The organism is Pedobacter sp. WC2501, from assembly GCF_052682415.1.
In genome coordinates this window covers 1,556,763-1,582,572 of record NZ_JBQZFI010000001.1, presented here as the reverse complement: position 1 = coordinate 1,582,572, position 25,810 = coordinate 1,556,763, and the positions used below count along the sequence as shown (strand labels likewise).

The window sequence follows — 25,810 nt, the reverse complement described above, 5'->3', positions numbered from 1 at the left end:
AAAATGAAGTGTCTCTTTAGATTTACTTCGTGGTTCAATTTATAAATTTTAATTTAATTTCCTTTAGTCAGGTTAATTTGTCTTGGCATTAACTTATGTGGGCCAAGTCCGGATTTAAGTACAATCAGTTGTCCCCTTTGACTTCTTAACCACGTTGCAAATCCTGTGCCTAAACCATCTCTTCCTTCGCAATCTATAATATTTATATTTCTTAAGAAAGGATAAACGCCGTTAATCAAGTTATCTTGAGTTGGTTTATAGAACTGATCATCTCCTACCTTCCCCTTTACATTCTTTACCCCCAATACTTTTATCTTAGAAAGATATTCGCTCATCTCTGTATCTTTTCCAGTGATCCAATTCACGCCTAAAATACCAATAAATTTTTTATCTTCCGCAATAAGTTTAATTACTTCTTTGCTGGAATTTTTTGAATAAACACCTGTAGCTGGAAACTGGCTGATATGGGCCAACTCCTTAAAATATTGAAAGGTACTAGAATAGGCGTTATCAAAGACCAGTTTTTTATCTGATTTCTTCCCTTGTAAGATATCAATCACCTCATTAACGTTAATTGTACTATCGATATTGCCCTGATTTGTAATTAAAGCAATACCATCAATAGCAAAACGTGAAGAGTGAATCTTAATATTACGCTGATTATAATACTTCTCTTCTGCTTTAGTTAATAACCTTGGTAAAACAATTACCCTTACGCTATCATTCAGGAATGAAGGTAATAATTTTTCTTCAGGTTTAACTGTAGTCTCAAATTTTGCATCAGGGTAATCTAAACCAAAAATATCGATCTGATCTTGAACTATCGGCCCAACACTTTCATCAACCAATATTTTTAAGGTACCACTTGTTCTAGTTTCTTTAACTGCATCTGCCTTGTTTTTACGTTTACAGGATACGAGTAAAGCTAGTACACAAAATATTAAAAGGAAATTTTTCATTCAAAATGATTAATCGCGCCTACCCAGGCTTAAAAGTCTTACAAAAGCATAAATAATCAAGAAGATACCGATTGCGATACGCCCCCATTCCGGAATAGTGCTTAAACGAAGTGCAATAGGTTCATAAAATATGAATGCCAAACCCAATACCACGTAAAACACAAACATGATAAGCCCTAAAATGAGCAAAAACCGCTGTTTAGGCGATTTTTGCTTAAAAATATCAAAATTTAACATCTACTATTAGTTCAATGTAAAGTTAACGTTGATGTTGTATTTTACCCTTACAGGCTTACCATTTTGAATACCTGGGTTCCAACGTGGACTCGCTTTTAATACACGGATGGCTTCTTCATCAGTTCCGCTACCCAAACCACGGGTAACTGTGATATCTGTTAATTTACCATCTTTTTCAACAACGAAAGATAAAAACACTTTACCTTGAACGTTGTTCTCCTGTGCCATTGGCGGGTATTTTATTGCTTTACCTAAGTAGCCATAAAATTTAGCAATACCTCCAGGGAATTCTGGTTGCTTCTCGATACTAACAAAGTCGTAAACTTTATTATCATCAACCGCAACAGCAGCTTCTCTTTTTGGCCCTTCACCCACTGGTTCAGCGATAACAATATCAGCTGTCGGATCACCTTTGATATCTCTCTGACCTGGATCAGCTTCCTTCAATTTTTCAACTGTAGGTGGTTCATCACGAACCTCGATATCCGGTTTTACAATTGGAGGTGGCATTTTCACCTGGTCAATCTTTGGTGGCGGTGGCTCTACCGGTGGCGGTGGAGGTGTTTCCGGATTTACCGGTGGTGGTGGAGCTAAAATTACTTCCTGTGCTTTTACCTGATCTTCCTGTTGATCCATTGAACCTTTGATAAGGCTATAGATTTTTGGAGAGAAAAATAATACAAGGAAGATAATAGATCCAATAATTAAGGCTTTGGTGGTATTTGCACCATTACTTTTACGCAATTGGTACGCACCATAGTTTTTGTTTTTATCTGCAAAAACCACTTCAAGCCATTCTTTTCTGAATATATCTAACTTCGACATAAAATTGGTTTTACTGATTATAAAATTCCTTTTTCTTTCATGAACTGCTTCTCATTGTCAAGGATGTTATCATCGTCGATTTGACGAACCTTAACTTTAAGAATTTCCAACTCATCCATCATATCTACAAAATTTTGGAATGTAGAACCTGATGTTGGTTTTACCAGTACAACAAAGTCTCCAGCAACGCCAGAGGCATCAGCTGCTTTTCTATTTTTAACAATAGCATCTTCGATTTGTGAACCAGATTCGATGGTTGGTGCACTTTCGCCAGCTACTCCCATGTACCATGCTACTTTATCGCTTTTACCCAACAAAATAGTCATTGTTTTACTTGCTTTCAGCTCCAATCTGTTCTCAGGTAACTTTTCGTTTTTATCTGGCTTTGCAATATCCATCGCTTGCGGCGTAGAGATTACTGTTGTTAAGATAAAGAATGTTACCAAAAGAAACATTAGATCCACCATCGGAGTCATATCAACCCTTGGGGTGGCTTTCTTCCCGCCTGTGTTTAATTCTGCCATTTCTTATTTCTTTTTAGCTTCAGAGTTGGTAACCAATAAAAACTTGTTTACACTTTGTTTCTGAAGTACATCAATAATCTTTTTAACTACCGGATATTCTTCTTTGGCATCACCTTTAATACTGATACGCATATCCTGATTATTAATCTCTTTAGTTGCTCTACGGGCATTTAACACCCATGCGTTCAACTGATTGTCAGTCGAATCTGAAGGTATTCCAGGTTGAACCCCTGGTTTCATACGATCAGCCCCATTCAAGGCAATAAGAGATTTTAAACTCTGGATCGGAACACCGAAACTTCCTATCGAAGAAAAGCGTTGTACTTCTAACGGAGTGAACGATATTTTGTACTGTTCGCCCATTAGTTCTAATGTTTTCGCTCTTACTTTGACCCCTGCTACTTCAAAGAAAACTTTCCCCTGCCCAATGGTTAAAATCGCATTGTTTTCTACGGGTACCTTAAACTCATACGTTGAGGAAGGTGTAGAAACGGCTAGTGGTTCTGGTTGCCTTGCTGTAGCAGTTAAGATGAAGAAAGTAAGTAACAATGATGCCACATCACACATGGCCGTCATATCTGTTACTGTACTTGTTCTTTTAACTTTAATTCTAGGCATAATATTTTTTACTAGTTTTTAATAATGATGATCTTTTTTCCGGTTTTCCATAAAGCCGGTAAAAATTTTTTCAAAATTCTTATTTATGCGAACTAGCGTATGTTTGAACGATGCTGAAACCAGCCTCATCGATTGCGTAAGTTAACTTGTCAATTTTAGAAGTTAAGATGTTGTACATGATAATTGCCACAGTAGATACCAAGATACCTGTTGCAGTATTGATCAATGCCTCAGAGATACCTACCGCTAACGCTGACTGATCTGGAGCACCAGAGTTTGCTAAACCGGCGAATGCACGGATCATACCTGTTACTGTACCCAATAAACCTACCAATGTACCGATTGATACCAAAGTTGCAATAACTGTTAAGTTTTGCTCTAACATTGGCATTTCTAAAGCTGTAGCTTCTTCAACCTCTTTTTGGATTGCAACAATTGACTGCTCAACATCCATGTTGGTATCAGCTTCAACTTCGCTGTATTTTTTCAAACCAGATTTAATTACGTTAGCAACTGAACCTTGTTGTTTATCACACTCAGCTTTTGCAGCTTCGATGTTACCTGCGCTTAATAAACCTTGTACTTTGCGGATGAAAGTATCTAAGCTAGATTTTCCACTTGCTTTACCAATAACGATGAAACGTTCGATAGAGAATACAATTACCACTAATAGTAATCCAACTAAGATTGCTACGATAGGGCCTCCTTTGTAAGCTGTTCCGAGATAGTTACCAGCTAATGGTAATTTCTCTCTGTCACCATCGATAAAGTTACTTCCCTCTCCGAATACGAATCTCCAAACACAGAATCCAATGATAATACAAATTGGAATAACGAATGTTGCAAATACATTTGAAGCACTAGAAGAGCTCTCTTTTTTAACAGTTGTTGGTTTTGGTGCGTTTGCCATTTTTTTTGAAATTTTAGTTTTAGTTCTTGTTTTTAATTTTTAGCTGTTTTTTTTCTTTTGTACAACACTCAACGTTTCATATCCGAAATTGTTGCGAAAAACAAATTTATAAATTGATTTTAAATTACAAATTAATAAATCAATAAGCAATTAAATCGTTACTTAGAATTTTGTTTCGGTAATTCATCATAGGTATATAACAAAAAAATTGCCCCAGCCGAGGCAATTCTTTCACAATAAAAACTAAAAAAAAATCGAATTGCAAATTTTTCGCTCAAAAAATGCATTTTAAAGTGCATTTAACATAATTTTAACGCTTCGTGTCTGCTTTTTGGTACTTTTGTCAGTTCAAACTGCTTAAAATTTTCTGAGAAGGCATCTGCCAGTTGGTAAGCTTTTAAAAAATATTCTTCCTGATTACCCCATGTTTTAGAAGGGTCTAAAATATGATCTGGCACACCCGGACAAATTAGGGGCATCATTAATTTAAACACATGATGTTGTTTATAATGGTGGTGATTTAAATCCCCGTTTAATGCAGCTTTGATCATTGCCCGGGTATAACTTAATTTCATCCTTTTACCAACACCATAAGCTCCCCCACTCCATCCTGTATTTACCAGCCAAACGTGTACCTGGTGCTTTTTCATTTTCTCGCCGAGTAAAGCAGCGTATTTTGAAGGATGCAATGGAAGAAAAGCTTTTCCGAAGCAAGCCGAAAACGTTAATTGAGGTTCTGTTACCCCGGTTTCAGTTCCTGCTACCTTTGCTGTATAGCCACTCATAAAGTGGAACATGGCCTGCTCTACGTTTAATTTGGATATAGGAGGCAATACACCAAATGCATCAGCAGTTAAGAAAAAAATATTTTTCGGCACTGCGGCAACAGAGGGCAGGATAGCATTATCAATATAATCTATTGGATAAGCTACACGCGTATTTTCTGTTTTATCAATATTGGAGTAATCAACATCTTTTGTTCCTGGGAAAAAGTTGGTGTTTTCTAATAATGAGCCAAATTTAATGGCTTTAAAAATCTGAGGCTCTTTTTCTTCTGTTAAATCAACACATTTAGCATAACAGCCGCCCTCAAAGTTGAATACCGAATCGTTACCCCAGCCATGCTCATCATCTCCGATTAAACCGCGTTCTGGATCGGCAGACAATGTTGTTTTACCCGTTCCAGATAATCCGAAGAAGATGGCGGTATCTCCATCTTTGCCCACATTGGCCGAACAGTGCATAGAAAGTGTATTCTTATATACTGGAAGAATGAAATTCAGCACAGAGAAGATTCCCTTTTTAATTTCGCCTGTATAACCGGTTCCACCGATCAAAATCATTTTTTTAGTGAAATTGATGATGGAGAAATTCTCCTGACGGGTTCCATCAACGGCTGGATTGGCTAGAAAGCCCGGAGCGGCAATAATCGTCCACTCTGGACTGCTTATTAAAGCATCTTCATCAGGACGGATGAATAAATTGTGAGCAAAAAGATTCTGATAAGCTGTTTCAGTAATTATGCGAATGGATATTGCATAATCCGGATCAGCACACGCTGAAGCATCACGCACATAGATTTTTTTGTATTCAAGGTAATTGGTCAACTTGTTGAATAACTGGTCGAATTTTTCAGGACTGATCCTAATGTTTACATCACCCCACCAAACCTGGTCTTCGGTTACGTCGTCGCACACGATAAACCTGTCTTTTGGCGAACGTCCGGTAAATTTACCGGTATCAATGGCCAGCGCTCCGGATGCCGCCATTGTACCTTCTTTATTTAATAATGCTTCATCAATCAACTCTTTTGGAGACAACTGGTACTTTACAGCAATGTTCTCGCCTAGATTTAAATAGCTTAAATCTGGCGTTTGCAGTTTCTTTTTGCTCATAACAATAAGTTAGTTAGTGGAGCAAAGGTAAAGACTTATGTTGCACAAAAACGAGTTTTAAAACATAATTTTTTACATATTGTAGCAAATACACTATGACTTAAATATCTCATTTACAATAATTTAAAAAGTATTTCTGATTATAAAAAATTTAAAAAAACACACTAAGTCAAATCTGGTAAATGGTTTTACTACTTGAATTCTTCTGAATACACACCTCCTTTTGAGGGATTGAGTATAAGTTATGCTTCTTAACCCCAATTCGATTATTAATATTCCATTAAAGGTATACTGCAGACATTTTTCGCTCATAGCCGTCACCCTGAATTTATTTCAGGGTCTATCTAGCAGAAAAGATGCTGACCACGTAGTAGCTACAAGACAATTGAAAACACAATTTCTACTTGTAAAATAAATTCAGCATGACGATCGCGCTAGTTTCACAGGCTTAAAATTGGTCAGTATAAATAAATATTAACCGAACTGAAGTTCTTAGGTAAAAAATATCAATTTACCACCCGTCCTACGGGCAGCCTCCTTGGAAAATGGAAGGGAATAATTAGACGCCGGAAAGGCAACGCACTTCAATAGTAGCACCAACCCGCATTAAATAAACCTGATAAAAGCGGCAGCTCCCGATATCACCAACAACAAAACAGCACCACCATCGGGACTAAAGCGGTTAGCAGGGCTGCACTATCTAAAGAAGTACTACAGCATATTTTCTAATGATTAAAATTTACTGATCAACCACCCCGCCCTACGGGCACCCCTCCTTGGAAAAAGGAGGGGAGTTGGAGCCATCGCAGTAAAAACAATACTGGTTTCGGGTTCAGAAAATGCCGCTATTTCATTTACTTAAACGTTTTAATAGAAATTTCGAAATAAAATTGAAAAAACATTTGCATTTTAAAAAAATAATCTCCTACTTTACGGTGTACAAAGTACACAAAGACAAGATGAATTTTAACACTTCGATTATTACAACGATTATTATTACCACCGGTATAAACCAGCGGGGCTAATTTGTTGTAAATTGAAAAAACATAAAACACAGAGAGCGTCCCGATGAAAGTCGGGACGCTTTTTTTTTAAACCATGCTGAATGAAACCTGTACAAACGAGCATTTTAAACCACAGATCGGTGCAGCAACAAACAGTTAAACCCAATATAAACTAATGAAAGTACTCAAATTCGGCGGCACATCCGTAGGTTCGGCCGAGAACATTAAAACCCTCTTACGCCTGGTTGGCGAAGAAAAACAGAAGAACAGCCCGGTAGTTGTATTATCGGCAATGAGCGGCGTAACCAATTTGCTTACCGATATGGCCGAAATGGCCGAGCGGGGTGAAGATTACGATGCCCATTTAAAAGAAATCGAAGCAAAACACTTTGCTGTAATCCGCATGCTTTTACCAGCGGCTGCACAGAACCCTGTGTTTACACGCCTAAAAATCTTTTTTAACGAACTGGAAGATCTACTACAGGCAGTGACTAATCTGCGTGAACTGAGCTTGCAGACCAAAGACCAGATTTTAAGCTATGGAGAACGTTGTTCTACTTTTATGATCAGCCACATTGCTTCTCAAAATTTCGGTGATGCGCTTTATGTAAATGGTTCTGAACTGATTAAAACAGACAGCAACTTCGGTCAGGCTAAAGTTGATACCGAGTTAACTGAAATGCTGATCAACAATTTTTACCAGGAAAATAAGGATAAGGTCCTTTTTGTAACTGGTTTTATTGCCAGTAATGCGGCAGGCAGGGCAACAACCTTAGGTCGTGGTGGCTCTGACTATACCGCAGCCGTTTGGGGAGCAGCCTTAAATGCAACGGAAATAGAAATCTGGACGGATGTAAACGGTATGATGACGGCTGATCCGAGGATCGTGAAAAAAGCCTTCTCTTTACCAGAGCTAAGCTATACTGAAGCCATGGAACTAAGTTATTTTGGTGCCAAAGTGATTTATCCGCCTACCATGATCCCTGCTTTTATGAAAAAAATCCCGATTGTGATTAAAAACACATTCGAACCGGATTTTGCAGGCACCTATATTAAAAGTGATGTAAAAACTTCAAACTTACCTATAAAAGGAATTTCTTCTATTGATCAGATCAGCATTATCAACCTAACCGGAAGTGGCATGGTGGGTAAGGCAGGTTTTAGCGGAAGATTATTCTCACTGCTTTCGCGCGAGCAGATTAATGTGGTGTTGATTACTCAATCTTCATCAGAACATAGTATTACTTTCGCGGTTAAACCCACGGATGCTTCACAGGCCATTTCTTTGATCAAAAAAGAATTCGAACTGGAGTTAGATGCTAAAAAACTGGAACTACCAGAAGTTGAAAATAATTTAGCTGTATTGGCTATTGTTGGTGAAAACATGAAACGTACGCCAGGCATGAGTGGTCGTTTGTTTAATGCACTTGGCCGTAATGGTATTAATGTTAGGGCTATTGCACAGGGCTCTTCAGAATATAACATCTCGGTAATTATCAGCAAAGATGATTTATCGAAAGCCGTAAATGCAGTACACGATGCTTTTTTTACCGACCTGAAAAGAACATTAAATGTTTTCTGCCTGGGCACAGGGAACATTGGTAAAACTTTATTTAACCAATTGAAAGAACAAATGCCATTCCTGGCAGCCAATAATGACTTACAAGTTAAGGTTGCAGGCATTAGCAATACAAGAAAGATGATCTTTAGTGCAGACGGCTTATCCCTCGAAAATTGGGAAACTGAACTAGATATGAATGGTGAAAAAGCAGAGTTAGCCGGTTTTGTAGCCAAAATGAAAGCTTTAAATTTACCCAACTGTGTTTTTGTCGATAACACCGCAGCAGAATCTCCGATAGCATTTTACCAGGGTATTTTTGAGAGCAGCATTTCAGTAGTAACCTGCAATAAAAAAGGAAATTCGGCAGATTATGCCCAATATAAATCATTCAAAGATACCGCCCGTAAATTCGGTGTCGATTTTTATTATGAAACCAATGTTGGTGCTGGTTTACCTATTATACGTACGCTAAAAGAATTAATGATGAGCGGCGATAAAGTTGCCCGGATTGAGGCTATTTTATCAGGAACCATTTCATACATCTTCAATAATTTCAAGGGTGAAGCCGGTTTTTACGAAACGGTAAAAGAAGCACAGGAGCTGGGTTATACTGAACCAGATCCACGTGATGACCTGAACGGAAAAGATTTTATGCGTAAGATGTTGATCCTGGCACGCGATGCGGGTTATCCATTGGAAGCCAGCGATGTGAAAATCGATAACATTTTACCTGAAGCCTGTTTAAATGCAAACTCTGTAGAGGATTTCTATTCAGAACTGCAAGCGAACGCTGCTTATTTCGAAAACCTGAAGAATACCGCAGCCAATGAGGGAAAGGTTTTACGCTATATCGGTAAACTGGAAGATGGCAATGTAGAAATCAGCCTGCAGATGGTGGATGATACTCATCCTTTTTATATGCTATCTGGAAGTGATAATATTATCTCTTTCACTACAGACCGGTATAAATCTCGTCCATTGGTGGTTAAAGGCCCAGGTGCAGGTGCTGAAGTTACCGCAGCCGGTGTTTTTGCCGATATCATTAACGTAGGTACTTTAAACAATTAATACCATGAATCCGGTTTTAGCATATAAAAATGAAATCCAAAAACTGGTTGATCAGGCAATGATTGATTTTGAAAGCATCACGGAAGAAGCATGGAATGATAAACCACAACCCTCAAAATGGTCTAAAAAAGAATTATTAGGTCATTTGATCGATAGTACGACGAATAATATCCGTCGGCTAATTATTGGCCAGTATGAGCAGGGTGTTAAAATTGTTTATCATCAGGATGAATGGGTGCTTTATCAGAATTATCAGGAAACAGATATCGCCGATGTTAAAATGCTCTGGAAGTTGTTGAATAATCAGATTAGCCGGGTAATTGAAAACATTCCGGAAGGAAAGCTTCAGAATAACTGCGATACCGGAAAAGGAAAAACAGAACTGCATACACTTTCTTATTTTATTGAAGATTACGTGATGCATTTAAAATATCATTTAAACCAAATAACCGCTTAACGCGAGCTAAGCCAATTAATAATGAAAAATAGTATAAAAGTTTTCGCTCCGGCAACGGTTGCAAATGTAGTGTGCGGTTTCGACGTACTTGGTTTTGCCGTAAACGAACCGGGCGATGAAGTTGAGATGCGTTTTACCGACACACCCGGAGTGGTGATCAAAAGAATTACAGGTGATGATGGCCGCCTGCCTTTGGATGCCGCTAAAAATACAGTTAGCGCAAGTGTTCAGCATTACCTGCAGCACATTAACCGTTTAGATATTGGTGTTGAAATTGAACTGCACAAAAAAATGCCTATTGGCAGTGGACTGGGATCGAGCTCAGCCAGTACCGTAGCAGGTTTGTTCGCCATTAATAAATTAATGGGCGATTTATTAACACCTACTGAATTAGTTCCCTTTGCCATGAAAGGTGAAGAACTTGCCTGTGGTTACGGCCATGCAGATAATGTTGCCCCTGCGTTATTGGGTGGTTTTGTACTGGTAAGAAGTTACGAACCGCTTGATGTAATTTCTTTACCTACGCCTGCCGGAATGTATGCCGCCATTGTTTACCCGGAAGTTGATGTACCGACGAAAGATGCACGCCAGATGATCCGCAGTAAGGTTGCCCTAAAGGATGCAGTTACCCAATGGGGAAATGTAGCCGGATTAGTAAGTGGATTGTTCATGAATGATTTCGACTTAATTGGAAGAAGCATGAAAGATGTCCTGGTAGAGCCTACACGCTCAATCCTGATCCCTGGTTTTGAAGAAATGAGAAAACTGGCGATGGAAAATGGCGCAATCGGTTTCGGAATTTCAGGCTCTGGCCCTTCTGTTTTCGCCTTGACCAAAGATGAAGAAACAGCAAGAAAAATAACCAAATCGCAACAGCAACACTTACATAAAATAAATATTAACAGCAAAGCTTTTGTTTCTCCGGTTAACGCGGAAGGACCTAGAGTAATTTAAAGAAGGTGTAAGGTAAAAGGTTTAGGGCGTAGGGTTGTACTCGGCGCCATAACCCTAAACCTTACACCCTAAACCCTACACCTTAAAATGAAACTATACTCAACCAACAATAAAGATTTACGCGTTTCTTTTAAAGAAGCCGTTTTTAACAGCATGCCGCAAGATAAAGGTTTATACATGCCGGTAGAAATCCCGCAGCTTGATGCCGATTTTATCGAAAATATTGAAAAGTATTCTTTACCGGAAATTGCTTACAAAGTAGCTTCAACACTATTAAAAGATGAAATTCCGGCTGAAGATTTAAAGGCTTTAATTGATGATGCGATCAATTTTGAAGCCCCGGCGGTAAAACTGGATGATAAAACCTTTGTACTCGAATTGTTCCATGGCCCATCTCTGGCCTTTAAAGATTTTGGTGCCCGTTTTATGAGCCGTGTAATGGCTTATTTTTTGAAAGATGGCGAACAGCTGCTGGATGTATTAGTTGCGACTTCGGGTGATACCGGCGGGGCAGTAGCTTTAGGTTTCTTAGGTGTTCCGAATACCAGGGTAACCATCCTTTATCCAGAAGGAAAAGTGAGTCCGATACAGGAGTTACAGTTAACTACCAACGGAGAAAACATTAGAGCCATTGAGGTACAAGGAACGTTTGATGATTGCCAGGCTTTGGTAAAACAGGCTTTTGCAGATGATGAACTGAATGCAAAATTCAGGTTAACGTCAGCCAATTCGATTAATATTTCTAGATTAATTCCTCAAACATTTTATTATTTCAATACTTACGCCCAACTGAAAAAGCAAGGTTTTAAAGATATCGTATTTTCGGTGCCAAGTGGAAATTTCGGAAATATTGGCGCAGGTTTACTGGCCTACAAATTAGGATTACCTGTTAAACAGTTTATCGCCGCTACCAATGTGAATGATACCGTTCCACGCTTTTTAGAAAGTGGTGTATATGAAACGAAACCATCTACACAAACTTATTCAAATGCGATGGATGTAGGTGCCCCAAGCAATTGGGTACGCATTATGGACTTGTTTAATCAGGATATAAAGGCAATTAAAAATGTGGTTACTTCTTACCGTTTTACTGATGATGAAACATTAGCAGGCATTAAAGAACTTGACAATAAACTAAATTATGTTGCCTGTCCGCATACAGCGATTGCGTATTTGGCAATCGAAAAATACAGAAACGAAAACCCAACAGATGAAAGTGCGGCCGTTTTATTATCTACTGCACACGCCTGTAAATTCCCGGATATTTTCCCGGCAGATATTGCGGCTAAAATCGAAATCCCGGAGCAGGTAAAAGCTTTGGAAAGTAAGCCTACACATGCAGATCAGTTAGGTGTGAATTTTGAAGGATTTAAAAGTTATTTGCTTAAAGGGTAATAAGTAATACATTGCTATTTCGATAGTTCGTCATTCCCAACTTGATTGGGAATCCTAATGCAAGTAACAGGCATTAAGATTCCCGCCTGCGCGAGAATGACGGATTATAAGATTAATATCCCGGTTTCATACTAAAGTTAGCCGGGATCTGCAATCCTTAACCAAAAAAGTCAAACAACACAAAGGTCCGGACTATAAATCCGGACCAACTTGAAAACCTGAGTTCGATTAATAATTTTGAGAAAAAAATAGTCAATCAAAGTAATTATGCTTATATTTAAGTGTCTGACATTCAAATATTTAAACATAAAAACAGATGATTGACTACTCTAAAATTAGTGATATTTTTTGTCTTGTAGATGAGTTCTGCAAAGATTTTGATAAAACCACCAGTCCTTTTCTTTTGGGCAAGCCTTCCAAGCGTCCTGCATCCATGTCTAAAAGTGAAGTAATCTCTATCTGCCTGCTCTTCCATCTAAGCGGCTTCAGGTGCTTCAAACACTTCTATTTGTTCTATCTCCAAAAGCATATGCAAAGTGAATTCCCCAATACCGTGTCCTATAACCGCTTTGTTGAACTCAGCCAAAGCGTGCTCATGCCAATGACGATCTTCCTTAAAACCTGCTGTTTAGGTCGCTGTACGGGTATTTCATTTGTGGATTCCACTCCCATTCGGGTCTGCAACAATAAGCGTATAAAAAGGAACAAGGTATTTAAGGGGATAGCGGAGGTAGGGAAATCTACAATGGGCTGGTTCTATGGGTTTAAACTGCATATCGTGATCAATGACAAGGGCGAGATATTAAATTTTGCCATCACACAGGCCAATGTGGATGATAGGGAACCACTGAAGAACGAAAGCTTTTTAAAAGCTGTATTCGGAAAGCTTTTCGCCGACAAAGGATATATCTCCGAACAGTTGGTCAAAATACTGTTCGTCAGTGATATACATCTGGTTACCAGTATCAGAAACAATATGAAAAATAGCCTGATGACCATGAACGATAAGATTATGCTCCGTAAAAGGTCAGTGATAGAAACCGTTAATGATGAGCTTAAAAACATATGCCAGATAGAACATTCAAGACATAGGTCATTCACTAACTTTATCTCAAATATAATCGCAGGGCTAATTGCCTACTCATTCTTCCCCAAAAAGCCTGCTATTAATTATCAAACCAAACAATCTTCACAAATTTTCGCATTCTGATTAATCGAACTCAGGTTGAAAATATTTATTTAATTAACAGAAGCGAAAGCTGTAGCAGTAATGCTAACATTATTAAATGTCGCACTCCCCGCAGTGGTGGTAATCGCTTGACCATTAAATCTAAAAGTGCGTGAACCTGGGGCCGCAGTATAAATAATAACAGTATAGGTGCCGGCCGTCAACGGACCATATGAACCTCCACTTGGACCAAAATAAGCACTAACAGGAGTAGGCCCATACAGGTAAATAGATCCGTTATCACCAGTTCCATTACTTAAATTTAAACCAATGCTAAAAAATTTACTGGAATTACTTTCAGCCTTAGTATTTTGCAAAGGTAACACAGCCATCACTGTACAAAACAGGAATAATTGAATAAGCTTTTTCATAAGAATTGTTTTTAATTGTAGATTTATATTTGGTTAACTATATAAAAATAAAAATTTAAGCGTTAGGTCGGATCGTTTTATTTATAAAAATAAAAAAGGTCGGAACATTACTCCGACCTGAATCAACTATAAAACTAAAATAACTACTTTGTATTTCTGGATTTTAAACTGTTTACTTCTGCCCTTAATTGTTCTATTTGCTCTTGTTGCTCTTTTATACTGGCGACCAAAAGCGGAACTAAACTCTCATAATCTACCTTGGTAATAGTAGCATTTTTAAATGCATTTTTGCCTGATGCATAACTTTTTGCCTGTACAGAAACAATTTCAGGAAAAGCGTCTTTAGCTTCAGTGCCTACAAAACCATACTGCGGTTTGGCAGATAGTTTTAGTTTTTCGGCCCAGGCTTTATCGTAATTAAAACTTACCGGCTGCAACTTAGTCACTTGAATAAGGGCATTTTCTACCGGCTTAACATTATTTTGCACAACTTCCTGTGCATTGATTTTTAAAGAAGCAGCGACTAATAACACTGCAAATGAAATTGCTCGTTTCATATATATTAATTTTGAAATTTTAAAATAGACTCTTTATTCCACAGGACTTGCAGAAAAAACTAAACACCAAAATATGTTTATACGGAGGGTGGTGGCGTTAGAACTTCAGGGAAGTATGCCAACTGGAAAAAATGACCAGGAATAAGTATCTTTTTTGAAGTTTGAAGCGGAAAATATAACGTTTCATGAAATACAATCTGTTGTACTACATATTCGGTTTCTACTTTCTTTTCTTCCTTCTCTGTAGCGTCATCGTTTGTAGATAAAACTTCAACATTATCGGTAGAATAGCTTAAATACGAGATCATATTACTTACCTTAAAAAACAAGGCTAAAGTAACACAGATAACGACCACATATTTAAAACCATTCAATTTCATTTTCACAAATATAAAGCTGCTCAGCTTTAAAACAATAATTTTAAGGTTAAAGTTCTGTAAGATTTGAAATATCGACCAAATACTATCCGCAAGTTTACGAGAGCAAGGATGGCTTTCAATTATGGTTTGGACCAGGAGGCTGTCTCATAAATTGTATTCAATTGAATTTATCACGTTGAGCCTCCCGATGAATCGGGACAGGTCGTCGAAACACCTTGTAAGACATTTAAAACAGGCCCTTCGACAAGCTCAGGATGACAATTCTATATTTATGAGACAGCCTCCTTTTGTTAAAAAATAGCTTTTGCGATCTTTTTGGTTTGCTCAGGGCGGCCCATCGTATAAAAGTGAAGCACCGGAGCACCGAAATCGATCAGTTCTTTACACTGTTTGATCATCGCTTCTGTGCCAATTTCTTTTGCCTCATTATTGTTTTTAGCGTGAGATAGCGCATCGGTCAATTCATCAGGTAAATCGATGTGAAAAATTTTAGGCAACACATTTAACTGCGATAAGGTACTAATCGGCTTTAATCCCGGAATAATCGGAATGTTAATATCATTTTCCCTGCATTTCTTTACAAAATCGAAATACTTCTGGTTATCGAAGAACATTTGCGTTACGATAAACTCCGCACCTGCCTCTACCTTCTTTTTAAGGTATTTGAAATCCGTGCTCATATTAGGCGCCTCAAAATGTTTTTCCGGATAACCAGCGACACCGATACAAAAATCACTTTTAAAAGTTTCCACATCTTCGTGCAGAAATTTACCTTCGTTATGGTTCTTGATGTGCTCGATCAGGTCAGTAGCGTAACAATGTCCGCCTGGAGTTGGCACAAAATTCCCATCTGCCTTACGGGCATCACCACGCAAAGCCAAAACGTTATCAATCCCCAAAAACTGTAGGTCAATCAATGCATTTTCGGTTTCTTCTTTGGTAAATCCACCGCAAATAAGATGCGGAACTGCATCAACTTTATATTTATGGATAATGGCCGCACAGATGGCAATGGTACCCGGACGTTTACGATAAGATACCTTTTGTAGCAAACCATTTGCCTGTTCTTTATAAATGTAATCTTCGCGGAGCGAGGTTACATCGATAAAAGGGGGATTAAACTCCAATAGTGGCTCTATGGCATCATAAATCCACTGGATGCTTTGCCCTTTAACAGGCGGCAATAATTCAAAAGAGAACAAGGTTTTACCCTTCGCGTTTTTTATATGGTCTGTAATCTTCATAACCTGGTTTAGTTGTCATGCTGAATGCTAATGAAGCATCTCAAACACAATGGCAGTTCCTATTTTTTGATGACTGCTAACATCAAAATTATACGCTCTTCACCTAAAGATCCTTCGTTGCATCAGATAGCTATCGGATCAGGATGACAAAGCGATGGGTTAATATGCTAAATTTGGACTTAACCACCGCTCCACTTCTTCAATTGGCATATTCTTTCTGATGGCGTAATCTTCAATCTGATCTTTGGTAATTTTTCCCAATCCAAAATACCTCGAATCCGGATGTGCGAAATAAAACCCGCTTACTGCCGCTGTTGGATACATGGCATAACTTTCGGTTAAATGTAATCCGATTTTATTCTCTGCATCAAGCAATTGGAACAAAGTGCCTTTTTCGGTATGCTCAGGGCAGGCAGGATAACCTGGCGCCGGACGAATCCCTGCATATTCTTCCTTAATCAATTCCTGATTACTTAAGTTTTCATCCTGTGCATAGCCCCAATACTCTTTACGTACACGTTCGTGCATCCGTTCAGCAAATGCTTCAGCTAAACGATCGGCCAATGCTTTGGCCATGATAATGTTATAATCATCGTAATTGGATTCGAACTCATTTACCAGTTCATCAATCCCGATACCAGCAGTTACAGCAAAACCACCAAAATAATCCTGAATACCACTTTCTTTCGGCGCAATGAAATCAGATAAAGCATAATAAGGCTGCCCATCTACTTTTTCGGCCTGCTGGCGGAGGGTGTGAATTTTGACAAGTTTGGAGTCTGGAGTCTGGAGTTTGGAGTCTCCCAACTCAGCACTCTCAACTCTCAACTCAATATCGTCTCCTACTGCATTTGCCGGCCAAAAGCCGATTACAGCTCTGGCTGTTAATAGTTTTTCGTCGAGGATTCGTTTTAATAAAGTCTGTGCATCATCAAAAAGTTTCTTTGCTTCATCACCAACATTTTTATCATCGAAAATTTTCGGATAACTTCCGCGGAGCTCCCAGGTATGGAAAAATGGTGTCCAATCGATGTAAGGAACCAGTTCTTCTAAGGGATAATTATCAAAAACCCTTGTGCCTATAAATTCCGGAACAGGTAAGTTGGGTTGAAAATCGATCTTAAATTTATTCGCTCGTGCTTCTTCTAAAGTTTTAAAACGCTTATCAGATCGCTTATTTAAATGTGCTTCGCGGGCTTTATCATACTCAGCTCTTATTCCTGCAATATATTCATCTCTCGTATCAGGATTCATTAAAGTACTACAAACAGTAACACTTCTGGAAGCATCTAACACATGGATGGCAGGGCCTGAATAATTCGGTGCTACTTTTACCGCAGCATGGATTCTTGAAGTTGTAGCTCCACCGATAATTAATGGAATGGTAAAACCTTCGCGTTCCATTTCTTTGGCAAAGTGAACCATTTCATCCAATGATGGTGTAATTAAACCGCTTAGACCAATAATATCGGCTTTTATTTCTTTGGCTTTTTTGATGATTTCCTGTGCCGGAACCATCACACCCATATCTACAATTTCGAAGTTATTACAGGCCAACACCACGCCCACAATATTTTTTCCAATATCGTGCACATCGCCTTTCACGGTGGCCATTAAGACCCTTCCCGCAGATGAACTCTGATCCTGATCGGGATTATCCAGTTTTTCCTGTTCGATAAACGGCAATAAATAGGCTACCGCTTTTTTCATTACCCTCGCCGATTTTACCACCTGAGGCAGGAACATTTTTCCGGCTCCAAATAAATCACCTACAATGTTCATTCCGTCCATCAATGGTCCTTCGATTACCTGAATCGGCCGGGCATATTTTTGTCTGGCTTCCTCCACATCATCATCCAGGTACTCCACAATTCCTTTTACTAAAGAGTGGGATAACCTTTCTTCAACAGGACCTTTTCTCCACTCTTCGTCTTTAACCACCTCTTTGCCTTTCGACTTTACGGTATCGGCATATTCTACCAAACGCTCGGTAGCATCGTCTCTTCGGTTTAAAAGCACATCTTCTACCCTCTCTAACAATTCGGGCGGAATTTCCTGATACACCTCTAACATTCCCGCGTTTACGATCCCCATATCTAAACCGGCCTGAATGGCATGATAAAGAAATGCGGAGTGCATCGCTTCGCGGACAGTATTATTTCCTCTAAAAGAGAATGAGATGTTCGAAACCCCACCACTCACTTTGGCATAAGGCAGGTTTTCTTTGATCCAACGAGTGGCATTTATAAAATCGACGGCATAATTATTATGCTCTTCTAATCCGGTTGCAACGGTTAAGATATTTGGGTCGAAAATAATATCCTCTGGCGGGAAACCGATTTCATGTACCAGAATATCATAACTCCTTTTACAGATTTCTTTCCTACGCTCGTAATTATCGGCCTGCCCTTGTTCATCGAAAGCCATTACCACAACCGCGGCGCCGTATTGCATAATTTTGCGGGCACTTTCGCGGAATTTATCTTCCCCTTCCTTTAAGGAAATCGAGTTTACGATTCCTTTTCCCTGCAAACATTTTAAGCCATTTTCAATAACCGACCATTTAGATGAATCGACCATGATCGGCAATTTGGCAATATCCGGTTCAGAAGCTATGAGGTTTAAGAATTTGGTCATTGCCGCTTCCGAATCCAGCATCCCTTCATCCATGTTTACATCGATTACCTGTGCACCGCCTTCAACCTGTTGTAAAGCAACGGCCAATGCGGCTTCGTAATCGCCACCCAAAATCAGTTTGGAGAATTTTGGAGATCCGGTAATATTGGTTCTTTCACCAATATTTACAAAAATACTATCCGGGGTGATGGTTACAGGCTCCAATCCACTTAAACGCATGTATGGTTCAAGAACCGGTATTTTACGGGGCTCTGCTTTTCGGGCATTTTTAGCAATACAGCCAATATGATCTGGCGTAGTACCACAACAACCTCCTACTATATTCACAAAACCGGAAGCAATAAAGTCATCTACCAAATGTGCTGTTTCGTGCGGTTGCTCATCATAAGCACCAAACTCATTTGGTAAACCCGCATTTGGATAGGCCGAAACATAACAGCCTGCTTTTGCAGCAAGCTCCTCAATATGCGGACGCATTTCTTTAGCACCCAAAGCACAATTAAAACCGATACTTAATGGTTTTGCATGCATTACAGAGTTCAAAAAAGCTTCGGCAGTTTGACCTGAAAGTGTTCTACCGGAAGCATCGGTAATGGTACCAGAAATCATGATCTCTAGTTTACGGCCAATTACCTCTTCGTATTTTTTAATGGCTACAATAGCCACTTTAGCATTCAAAGTATCGAAAATGGTTTCGATCAATAACACATCAGAACCACCATCTACTAAACCGCGCACCTGTTCGTAATAAGCTGCTTCGAGTTCATCAAAATAAACTGCCCTAAAACCAGGATCGTTAACATTTGGCGACATGGAAAGGGTCCGGTTGGTTGGGCCAATAGCACCGGCAACAAAACATTTACGGTCTGGATTTGCAGCCATAAATTCGTTTACAGCTTCTTTTGCCACGCATGCACCTTCAAAACTCATTTCGTAAGAAAGGTCTTCCATCTGGTAATCGGCCATGGAAATGCGCTGCGTACTGAACGTATTGGTTTCGATAATATCGGCACCAGCGGCCAGATACTCCAGGTGTATTGTTTTAATAATATCCGGCCGTGTGATGTTGAGCAAATCGTTATTGCCTTTTACATCACAGGGATGGTTTTTAAATCGTTCCCCTCTAAAATCTTCCTCGGTTAAGGTATATCGCTGAATCATAGTGCCCATTGCACCATCAATCACCAAAATACGTTTTTCTAATTCTTCTCTTATGCTCATTCTTATTGTTAGATATGAGAATTGAGATATGCTATATGAGAATTATTAAGCACAACTTATCGCTCAAATCTCATGTCTCCCATCTCAAATCTCAAAAAAAGCTTATTTAAAAAGTTGGTACGTGAATCGTAATCCTAAACTTATCTGTTTCTGCTATTTGCAGAATAGAATTTAGCACCTTGTATGGTTACAGGTTGCTAAGACTTCGTTGGGTCTAATCCCTCCGTCTTTCTTAATAAGCATACAAAAATGCAACAAAGCAACATCAATTCCAAAAATTATCGCTTCGGCACCAAATAAAATTACAAAGGCCACGCAAAACTGCGCGGCCTTAAGAATATTGTTCTGTTAATGATTACTTTCTGCTTCCGAAAATACGAAGCAAGAAAAGGAAGATATTTAAGAAATCCAGGTATAAAGACAAGGCAGCTACAATAGCCATTTTTTTAGATTCGATCTGAAGAACCTGTTCGCCGCTGGCTTCGATCCCTTCGCCAATTCTTTTTATTTTTTGTACATCATAAGCGGTTAATGCCGTAAATATTGCAATACCAATGAATGCCATAAACAAACTGAATTGTTCGCTTTGAACAAACATATTTATTACACTGGCAATCACTAAACCAATTACGCCAACCATTAAAATCGGTCCAAATTTACTTAGATCGATATTGGTGGTGTAGCCCATAAATGCCATAATTCCAAAGATGCCTGCGGCTCCTGCAAAACAGCTCACCACCGAACCAGCAGTATAGGCAAGTAAAATAAAGCTTAAGCTTATACCAGTTAAAACTGAATATAGAACAAACACACCAACTAACGCACTATATGACAATCTACTTAATCCGAATCCCATTAATAAAACCAAGCCAAGCGGTGCAAACATTGCAATGTATCCAAAAATAGTATTGCTTACTTTTCCCGTTTCAGGATTTATAACGCGGAGATATTGCATTAATTCAGCATTCGTACCAAATAAATAGGCAGCTACAGTTGATAAACTCAACGCCACAAACATCCATAAGAAAACGTTTGCAAAGAATTTTTTAGAGACAGATTTTTCCTGTACAAAAACACTGTTGTCCTGATATTGATAATTTTGTTGTTCCATTTTAAATTTTGTGTATTTAACTATATAAAAATAAATATTTAGTTTAATCTTTTTGTCAGCAGTTCTTCAACTTTTTTGAAGAACTGGAGTGGTTTTAATGTTCGCCAGGGCAAGTCATCAAATGCACCACCAAAGTTAATGTAATAATCGATGTTATTATCGCGAAACTCGGTAATTACATGTTCCTGAAAATTCACCCCAACAATCCAGCCATCTTCTACTTCCTGAAACCATTCTTCGTAATAACTATCATCAGAGGCATGGAAATTCAGGACATTTTCACCGATCAGAATAAATTTATTAATGCCTTCATCCATCATCAGCTCTAAAATATCGCGCTTCATCAGCATAATATCGTTGTTAATGGCATCATTCCACTCGCCGATAAATTCGATAATGGCATAACTGCGGTCGTAATCAGCGTATAACACCTTCATGTATAACGTATTCGAACCAAACTCGTCCCATTGTGGGTGCAGTAAAAAGTTATAAATCTGCTTATCGAAGTAAAGTTCCGAATATTCGGTATTGTAAAATGGCGAACGCTCATCTTCTGCCGAAATATAATCATCTCTCCACTGGTAATAAGGCTCAATTTCGTGCATAATTTTTAATTATTGAATGAGCGAATTTTGAATGAGGTAATGATTAATGCTACTCTTACATGCTATCACTCACTAATTCTTTCATTCACTCAATCTATACTTCTCTCATTTCTTAGTGCCCTGCTTCAACAGCTTTTCGCACACTTCCATAACGGGTTAACAATTGGGCAGCTTCATCGTAGCCAATATTCAGTTCGTCGGCCACCATTTGTGTACCTCTGTCTACCAGTTTATGGTTAGTTAGCTGCATATCGACCATTTTATTGCCAACTACACGCCCCAGCTGAACCATAACGGTAGTGCTTAGCATATTTAATACCATTTTCTGCGCTGTACCGGATTTCATGCGCGTGGAGCCGGTAATAAATTCAGGGCCAACCACCACTTCAACCGGAAAATCCGATTCTGCAGCAATAGGTCCGCCAGCATTACAAACAATGCAGCCGGTTAAAATACCATGCTTACGTGCTGTGTTTAGCCCACCGATTACATATGGCGTAGTACCTGAAGCTGCCAGGCCAACTAAACAATCTTTTTCGTTAATGTCAAATTCCTTAAGATCTTTCCAGGCTTGTTCGGCATCATCTTCAGCAAATTCTACCGCCCTTCTAATCGCAGTATCTCCGCCGGCAATAATCCCTACAACCCAATCAAAAGGAACCCCATAAGTAGGCGGGCATTCTGAAGCATCTACAACACCTAAACGACCACTTGTACCTGCACCTATGTAAAAGAGACGACCGCCTTTTTTCATTCGCCCGGCAATGGCCGATGTTAATTTCTCGATTTGAGGCAAAGATTTTTCGACTGCAAACGCTACAGTTTTATCTTCGTTATTAATGCCCTGCAAAACTTCTAACACCGACATCTGATCAATGTGGTCATAGTTAGATTCTTGCTCGGTAACTCTATTCATAAATTTAATTTTGATAAAATTCGGTAAATTCTTTTTAAAAACTACGCTATAAATTCAAAAAATCTGACATAAATTTTAACCAATCACTTCATTGCATTAATTAATGTTAAATATTATAAACAAAAGACATGAAAATGCAGTTAAAAAATATATCAACCCGCTAATTTTCATAAATTTGCGTTAACGCCAATGAAAAAAAACACCCGCAACAACATATTGATCGCTGTAAGCTATTCTGTAATTTTAATAGTGGGGATGTTTTTGGGCATAAAATTCATTAAAGATCAAGGCTTTGGCGTTAAAAAAAGTCCTCAATTAGCCAATAACAGCGACGAAAAATTAAACGAAATCTTACACATCATCAACGGCAATTACGTTGATGACATCAATACCGATTCGCTTCAAAACTTACCTATCGATAGTGTTTTACACCAACTCGATCCACATAGTGTTTACCTGCCTCCGACTGATGCGCAAGATATGACCGATAACCTGGAAGGAAATTTTGAAGGCGTAGGCATAGAATATTACATGCTTAACGATACTATGATGGTTACCGGTGTGGTTAAAGACGGGCCAGCGTACCAGGCGGGAATTAAACTGGGCGATAAGATCCTGAGTATTGATACTGCAGTAGTAAGTGGCCGAAACCTACCCAAAGATCAACTTACAGGTCGTTTTAAAGGTAAATCCGGAACTGGTGTGAGTGTAGTGCTTTTACACCCGGGAGCGCCACAAAGTAACCGCATTATGGTTACCCGTGGTAAAGTAAACGTAAGCAGTATTGATGCGGCCTATATGATTAACAACGAAACTGGTTATGTTCGGATCAGTAAGTTTGGCGCCAATACTGACAACGATTTTTCTGCTGCAGCCAATAACCTGAAAGCAAAGGGCATGAAAAAACTGATTCTTGACCTGCGCGATAACGGGGGTGGTTATTTTACAGCAGCAACGGGCCTGGCCGATCAATTTTTGGGCGAGAACAAACTCATTGTATATACACAGGGTAAACATGAGCCTCGTACCGATTATTTCTCTACCGGCACAGGGGCCTTTCAAAATGGCAAACTCGCTGTACTGATTAATGAAAATACCGCATCAGCCAGTGAGATTGTAGCTGGAGCCATCCAGGATTTGGGCCGCGGGATTATTGTTGGCCGCCGCTCTTTTGGAAAAGGCCTGGTACAAGAACAATTTGCTTTTGGCGATGGCTCTGCACTGAACTTAACCATTGCAAGATATTATACTCCATCTGGCCGGAGTATCCAAAAATCTTATAAAAAAGGTTACGACGCCTACAAACACGAATTGGATGAACGTATGATGGATGGAGAACTTACCGGAGACCGTACCTCTTTTCAGGATTCTATTGAGAAAAATGAGGGTGTAAATATTCAGCCGAACAAAAAAGTTAAACCAATTGGCGGTATCCAGCCTGATATATTTGTGAAATTAGATACAAATGGCTACAATAAGTTTTACAGTAATTTAGTGAGCAAGAAAATACTTTCTGATTATGTGTTTAATGTACTTACCAATAAGTACAGCGCCAGTTTTGTAGAACAGAATATCAATATCTTCACCATAAACGATAACGACTTTAAGGACTTTATCGGATTTCTTCAACGCAAAAACATCACAATAGATCGTTTTCAACTGTACAATTCGAAAAATGTGATTTTAAATGATCTCAAAGCTTTGCTTTGTCGCTATTATCTGGGCGATGTGGGTTACTACAAAGCAGCAAACCAAACCGATAATGCGGTAAGACAAGCACTCCTTAACCTTCAGTAGCCATATTTTATACGTTATTGGAGCAGAATTAACCATCGAAATCAATTTTAAATTTCGAAAATAAAATATAAATCAACATAATATTTCAATTCAAAAACAATAAATAATACTATATTTTGTTTTATTTAGTTTTGTTTCCAGATTATATCATTTTATGGAAGCAAGATTAACAGCAAAAGATCAAGAAGTATTAGATAACCTTTTAGAAAAGGTTAAGGAACAAACCGATTTATTCTTAGGTTATCCGGTATCTAAAGATTTTGATTACCAGGCACTTTCTGATTTTTTAAAATATCCGATGAACAACCTTGGCGATCCTTTCGTTACTTCTACCTATGGCGTTGGCTCCCGTGAACTCGAAAAAGAAGTAGTTCAGTTTTTTGCTGAACTTTTTCGTGCGCCTGCAGATAACTGGTGGGGTTACGTTACCAATGGTGGCTCAGAAGGTAACCTCTACGGCTTATACCTTGCCCGCGAGTTACATTCGAAAGGAATGGTTTATTATTCTGAAGCGACGCATTATAGTGTACAAAAGAACCTGCATTTACTCAATATGTCAAACATCGTTATCCGCACCCAGGAAAACGGAGAAATCGATTACGAAGACCTTGAGCATACCATAAGGATGAACCGCCACATGCCTGTTATTATTATGGCCAATATTGGCACCACCATGACAGAGGCACGTGATGATGTGGCCAAAATTAAAGGCATCTTAAAAAAACTGGCCATCCAACATTATTATATTCATGCTGACGCGGCACTTTCTGGCACCTATAGCGCATTAATTGAACCCAGACCCGCATTCGATTTTGAAGATGGGGCAGACAGCATTGCCATTAGCGGCCACAAGTTTTTTGGCTCGCCCATGCCTTGTGGAGTCGTGGTGGCAAAAAAATCGAACCGCGATCGGATTGCACGTTCGGTGGCTTACATCGGAAGTATTGACACCACCATTACCGGATCGAGAAATGGCCATAGCCCCTTATTTTTATGGCACACCATTAAACGTTTGGGTATAGCAGGTTTGAAAAGCAGGGCCATGCACAGTTTAGCAATTGCAGCTTATACAGAAAACAGACTTAAAGAGATTGGTATTGCTGCGTGGCGAAATGCGAATGCCATTACTGTAAACTTCCCTACCCCATCTGCAACAATCTGTAAAAAATGGCAGCTGGCAGCTGAACAGGGAAATTCGCACATCATCTGCATGCCAAATGTAATGCAATCTCATATCGATCAATTAATTGCTGACCTTGAAGCCGAAATGGTATTGCAGGATTGGCACCATACAAACATTTCAATACCCCCTGATGTTTAATAACGATGCTAATTC

The 25,810-nt window shown here is 38.9% G+C and carries 22 protein-coding genes and 1 riboswitch; of the genes, 7 read left to right on the top strand and 15 right to left on the bottom strand.

The window, feature by feature from the left end:
• Positions 1-53: 53 nt before the first annotated feature.
• The 7 genes from ACUN24_RS06830 to pckA all read right to left on the bottom strand — a co-directional run bounded on the left by ACUN24_RS06830 (position 54) and on the right by pckA (position 5,968).
• Positions 54-959: a PstS family phosphate ABC transporter substrate-binding protein gene (locus tag ACUN24_RS06830; protein WP_445561816.1), complete on the bottom strand. Its 906-nt coding sequence runs from the start codon at positions 957-959 to the stop codon at positions 54-56.
• A gap of 9 nt (positions 960-968) precedes the next feature.
• Positions 969-1,196: a hypothetical protein gene (locus ACUN24_RS06825; RefSeq protein ID WP_219076126.1), complete on the bottom strand. Its 228-nt coding sequence runs from the start codon at positions 1,194-1,196 to the stop codon at positions 969-971.
• 6 nt (positions 1,197-1,202) lie between these two features.
• Positions 1,203-2,021, bottom strand: a complete 819-nt coding sequence (locus tag ACUN24_RS06820) for an energy transducer TonB (protein ID WP_121284286.1) — start codon at positions 2,019-2,021, stop codon at positions 1,203-1,205.
• 17 nt (positions 2,022-2,038) lie between these two features.
• The gene (locus ACUN24_RS06815) at positions 2,039-2,545 is read right to left on the bottom strand and encodes an ExbD/TolR family protein (RefSeq protein ID WP_025146312.1); all 507 of its coding nucleotides are present in this window, start codon (positions 2,543-2,545) and stop codon (positions 2,039-2,041) included.
• A gap of 3 nt (positions 2,546-2,548) precedes the next feature.
• Positions 2,549-3,163, bottom strand: a complete 615-nt coding sequence (locus tag ACUN24_RS06810; RefSeq protein ID WP_193421228.1) for a biopolymer transporter ExbD — start codon at positions 3,161-3,163, stop codon at positions 2,549-2,551.
• 79 nt (positions 3,164-3,242) lie between these two features.
• A complete protein-coding gene (locus ACUN24_RS06805) occupies positions 3,243-4,073 on the bottom strand; it encodes a MotA/TolQ/ExbB proton channel family protein (protein ID WP_315420948.1) in 831 nt (276 codons plus the stop codon).
• A 299-nt stretch (positions 4,074-4,372) separates the two neighbouring features.
• Positions 4,373-5,968, bottom strand: coding sequence for a phosphoenolpyruvate carboxykinase (ATP) (gene pckA / locus ACUN24_RS06800; RefSeq protein ID WP_445561815.1), 1,596 nt, complete (start codon positions 5,966-5,968; stop codon positions 4,373-4,375).
• A 1,179-nt stretch (positions 5,969-7,147) separates the two neighbouring features.
• On the opposite strand from pckA, the gene thrA reads away from it, so the two are divergent.
• The 5 genes from thrA (at position 7,148) to ACUN24_RS06775 (ending at position 13,617) form a co-directional block, all read left to right on the top strand.
• Positions 7,148-9,601, top strand: a complete 2,454-nt coding sequence (gene thrA / locus ACUN24_RS06795; protein ID WP_445561814.1) for a bifunctional aspartate kinase/homoserine dehydrogenase I — start codon at positions 7,148-7,150, stop codon at positions 9,599-9,601.
• 4 nt (positions 9,602-9,605) lie between these two features.
• Positions 9,606-10,058, top strand: a complete 453-nt coding sequence (locus tag ACUN24_RS06790) for a DinB family protein (RefSeq protein ID WP_445561813.1) — start codon at positions 9,606-9,608, stop codon at positions 10,056-10,058.
• Between the two features lie 21 nt (positions 10,059-10,079).
• The gene (locus ACUN24_RS06785; protein WP_445561812.1) at positions 10,080-11,012 is read left to right on the top strand and encodes a homoserine kinase; all 933 of its coding nucleotides are present in this window, start codon (positions 10,080-10,082) and stop codon (positions 11,010-11,012) included.
• An 87-nt stretch (positions 11,013-11,099) separates the two neighbouring features.
• Entirely contained in the window at positions 11,100-12,407 is a 1,308-nt protein-coding gene (gene thrC, locus ACUN24_RS06780; protein ID WP_445561811.1) for a threonine synthase, read from the top strand.
• A gap of 316 nt (positions 12,408-12,723) precedes the next feature.
• Complete coding sequence (locus tag ACUN24_RS06775; protein WP_445561810.1) at positions 12,724-13,617, top strand: IS982 family transposase; 894 nt, start codon at positions 12,724-12,726, stop codon at positions 13,615-13,617.
• Between the two features lie 29 nt (positions 13,618-13,646).
• On the opposite strand, the gene ACUN24_RS06770 is transcribed toward ACUN24_RS06775, so the two are convergent.
• From ACUN24_RS06770 to murQ, 8 genes are all read right to left on the bottom strand, one after another.
• Complete coding sequence (locus ACUN24_RS06770) at positions 13,647-14,006, bottom strand: hypothetical protein (protein WP_445561809.1); 360 nt, start codon at positions 14,004-14,006, stop codon at positions 13,647-13,649.
• A gap of 143 nt (positions 14,007-14,149) precedes the next feature.
• Positions 14,150-14,563, bottom strand: coding sequence for a tail fiber domain-containing protein (locus ACUN24_RS06765; protein ID WP_445561808.1), 414 nt, complete (start codon positions 14,561-14,563; stop codon positions 14,150-14,152).
• 77 nt (positions 14,564-14,640) lie between these two features.
• Positions 14,641-14,943 (bottom strand): hypothetical protein, encoded by a 303-nt coding sequence (locus ACUN24_RS06760; protein ID WP_445561807.1) that lies wholly within the window; start codon positions 14,941-14,943, stop codon positions 14,641-14,643.
• Positions 14,944-15,233: 290 nt separating this feature from the next.
• A complete protein-coding gene (metF, locus tag ACUN24_RS06755) occupies positions 15,234-16,187 on the bottom strand; it encodes a methylenetetrahydrofolate reductase [NAD(P)H] (RefSeq protein WP_121284300.1) in 954 nt (317 codons plus the stop codon).
• 159 nt (positions 16,188-16,346) lie between these two features.
• Entirely contained in the window at positions 16,347-20,045 is a 3,699-nt protein-coding gene (metH, locus tag ACUN24_RS06750; protein ID WP_445561806.1) for a methionine synthase, read from the bottom strand.
• 137 nt (positions 20,046-20,182) lie between these two features.
• A riboswitch (SAM riboswitch) is annotated at positions 20,183-20,287 on the bottom strand.
• Between the two features lie 113 nt (positions 20,288-20,400).
• Positions 20,401-21,156: a Bax inhibitor-1/YccA family protein gene (locus tag ACUN24_RS06745; RefSeq protein ID WP_445561805.1), complete on the bottom strand. Its 756-nt coding sequence runs from the start codon at positions 21,154-21,156 to the stop codon at positions 20,401-20,403.
• A 38-nt stretch (positions 21,157-21,194) separates the two neighbouring features.
• Complete coding sequence (locus ACUN24_RS06740; protein WP_131533209.1) at positions 21,195-21,761, bottom strand: hypothetical protein; 567 nt, start codon at positions 21,759-21,761, stop codon at positions 21,195-21,197.
• Positions 21,762-21,873: 112 nt separating this feature from the next.
• Positions 21,874-22,677 carry an N-acetylmuramic acid 6-phosphate etherase gene (gene murQ, locus ACUN24_RS06735; protein ID WP_445561804.1) on the bottom strand — a complete coding sequence of 268 codons (804 nt, stop codon included), beginning with the start codon at positions 22,675-22,677 and terminating at the stop codon, positions 21,874-21,876.
• Between the two features lie 189 nt (positions 22,678-22,866).
• Between murQ and ACUN24_RS06730 the strand changes: the two genes are divergently transcribed.
• Positions 22,867-24,474: a S41 family peptidase gene (locus ACUN24_RS06730; protein ID WP_445561803.1), complete on the top strand. Its 1,608-nt coding sequence runs from the start codon at positions 22,867-22,869 to the stop codon at positions 24,472-24,474.
• Between the two features lie 154 nt (positions 24,475-24,628).
• The gene (locus ACUN24_RS06725; RefSeq protein WP_445561802.1) at positions 24,629-25,795 is read left to right on the top strand and encodes a histidine decarboxylase; all 1,167 of its coding nucleotides are present in this window, start codon (positions 24,629-24,631) and stop codon (positions 25,793-25,795) included.
• The last annotated feature ends 15 nt before the right edge of the window (positions 25,796-25,810 follow it).

Bases quoted from the DNA above. Each gene is read 5' to 3' on its own strand.
- ACUN24_RS06830 (WP_445561816.1), bottom strand. From the start codon at position 959: ATGAAAAATTTCCTTTTAATATTTTGTGTACTAGCTTTACTCGTATCC.
- ACUN24_RS06825 (WP_219076126.1), bottom strand. From the start codon at position 1,196: ATGTTAAATTTTGATATTTTTAAGCAAAAATCGCCTAAACAGCGGTTT.
- ACUN24_RS06820 (WP_121284286.1), bottom strand. From the start codon at position 2,021: ATGTCGAAGTTAGATATATTCAGAAAAGAATGGCTTGAAGTGGTTTTT.
- ACUN24_RS06815 (WP_025146312.1), bottom strand. From the start codon at position 2,545: ATGGCAGAATTAAACACAGGCGGGAAGAAAGCCACCCCAAGGGTTGAT.
- ACUN24_RS06810 (WP_193421228.1), bottom strand. From the start codon at position 3,163: ATGCCTAGAATTAAAGTTAAAAGAACAAGTACAGTAACAGATATGACG.
- ACUN24_RS06805 (WP_315420948.1), bottom strand. From the start codon at position 4,073: ATGGCAAACGCACCAAAACCAACAACTGTTAAAAAAGAGAGCTCTTCT.
- pckA (WP_445561815.1), bottom strand. From the start codon at position 5,968: ATGAGCAAAAAGAAACTGCAAACGCCAGATTTAAGCTATTTAAATCTA.
- thrA (WP_445561814.1), top strand. From the start codon at position 7,148: ATGAAAGTACTCAAATTCGGCGGCACATCCGTAGGTTCGGCCGAGAAC.
- ACUN24_RS06790 (WP_445561813.1), top strand. From the start codon at position 9,606: ATGAATCCGGTTTTAGCATATAAAAATGAAATCCAAAAACTGGTTGAT.
- ACUN24_RS06785 (WP_445561812.1), top strand. From the start codon at position 10,080: ATGAAAAATAGTATAAAAGTTTTCGCTCCGGCAACGGTTGCAAATGTA.
- thrC (WP_445561811.1), top strand. From the start codon at position 11,100: ATGAAACTATACTCAACCAACAATAAAGATTTACGCGTTTCTTTTAAA.
- ACUN24_RS06775 (WP_445561810.1), top strand. From the start codon at position 12,724: ATGATTGACTACTCTAAAATTAGTGATATTTTTTGTCTTGTAGATGAG.
- ACUN24_RS06770 (WP_445561809.1), bottom strand. From the start codon at position 14,006: ATGAAAAAGCTTATTCAATTATTCCTGTTTTGTACAGTGATGGCTGTG.
- ACUN24_RS06765 (WP_445561808.1), bottom strand. From the start codon at position 14,563: ATGAAACGAGCAATTTCATTTGCAGTGTTATTAGTCGCTGCTTCTTTA.
- ACUN24_RS06760 (WP_445561807.1), bottom strand. From the start codon at position 14,943: ATGAAATTGAATGGTTTTAAATATGTGGTCGTTATCTGTGTTACTTTA.
- metF (WP_121284300.1), bottom strand. From the start codon at position 16,187: ATGAAGATTACAGACCATATAAAAAACGCGAAGGGTAAAACCTTGTTC.
- metH (WP_445561806.1), bottom strand. From the start codon at position 20,045: ATGAGCATAAGAGAAGAATTAGAAAAACGTATTTTGGTGATTGATGGT.
- ACUN24_RS06745 (WP_445561805.1), bottom strand. From the start codon at position 21,156: ATGGAACAACAAAATTATCAATATCAGGACAACAGTGTTTTTGTACAG.
- ACUN24_RS06740 (WP_131533209.1), bottom strand. From the start codon at position 21,761: ATGCACGAAATTGAGCCTTATTACCAGTGGAGAGATGATTATATTTCG.
- murQ (WP_445561804.1), bottom strand. From the start codon at position 22,677: ATGAATAGAGTTACCGAGCAAGAATCTAACTATGACCACATTGATCAG.
- ACUN24_RS06730 (WP_445561803.1), top strand. From the start codon at position 22,867: ATGAAAAAAAACACCCGCAACAACATATTGATCGCTGTAAGCTATTCT.
- ACUN24_RS06725 (WP_445561802.1), top strand. From the start codon at position 24,629: ATGGAAGCAAGATTAACAGCAAAAGATCAAGAAGTATTAGATAACCTT.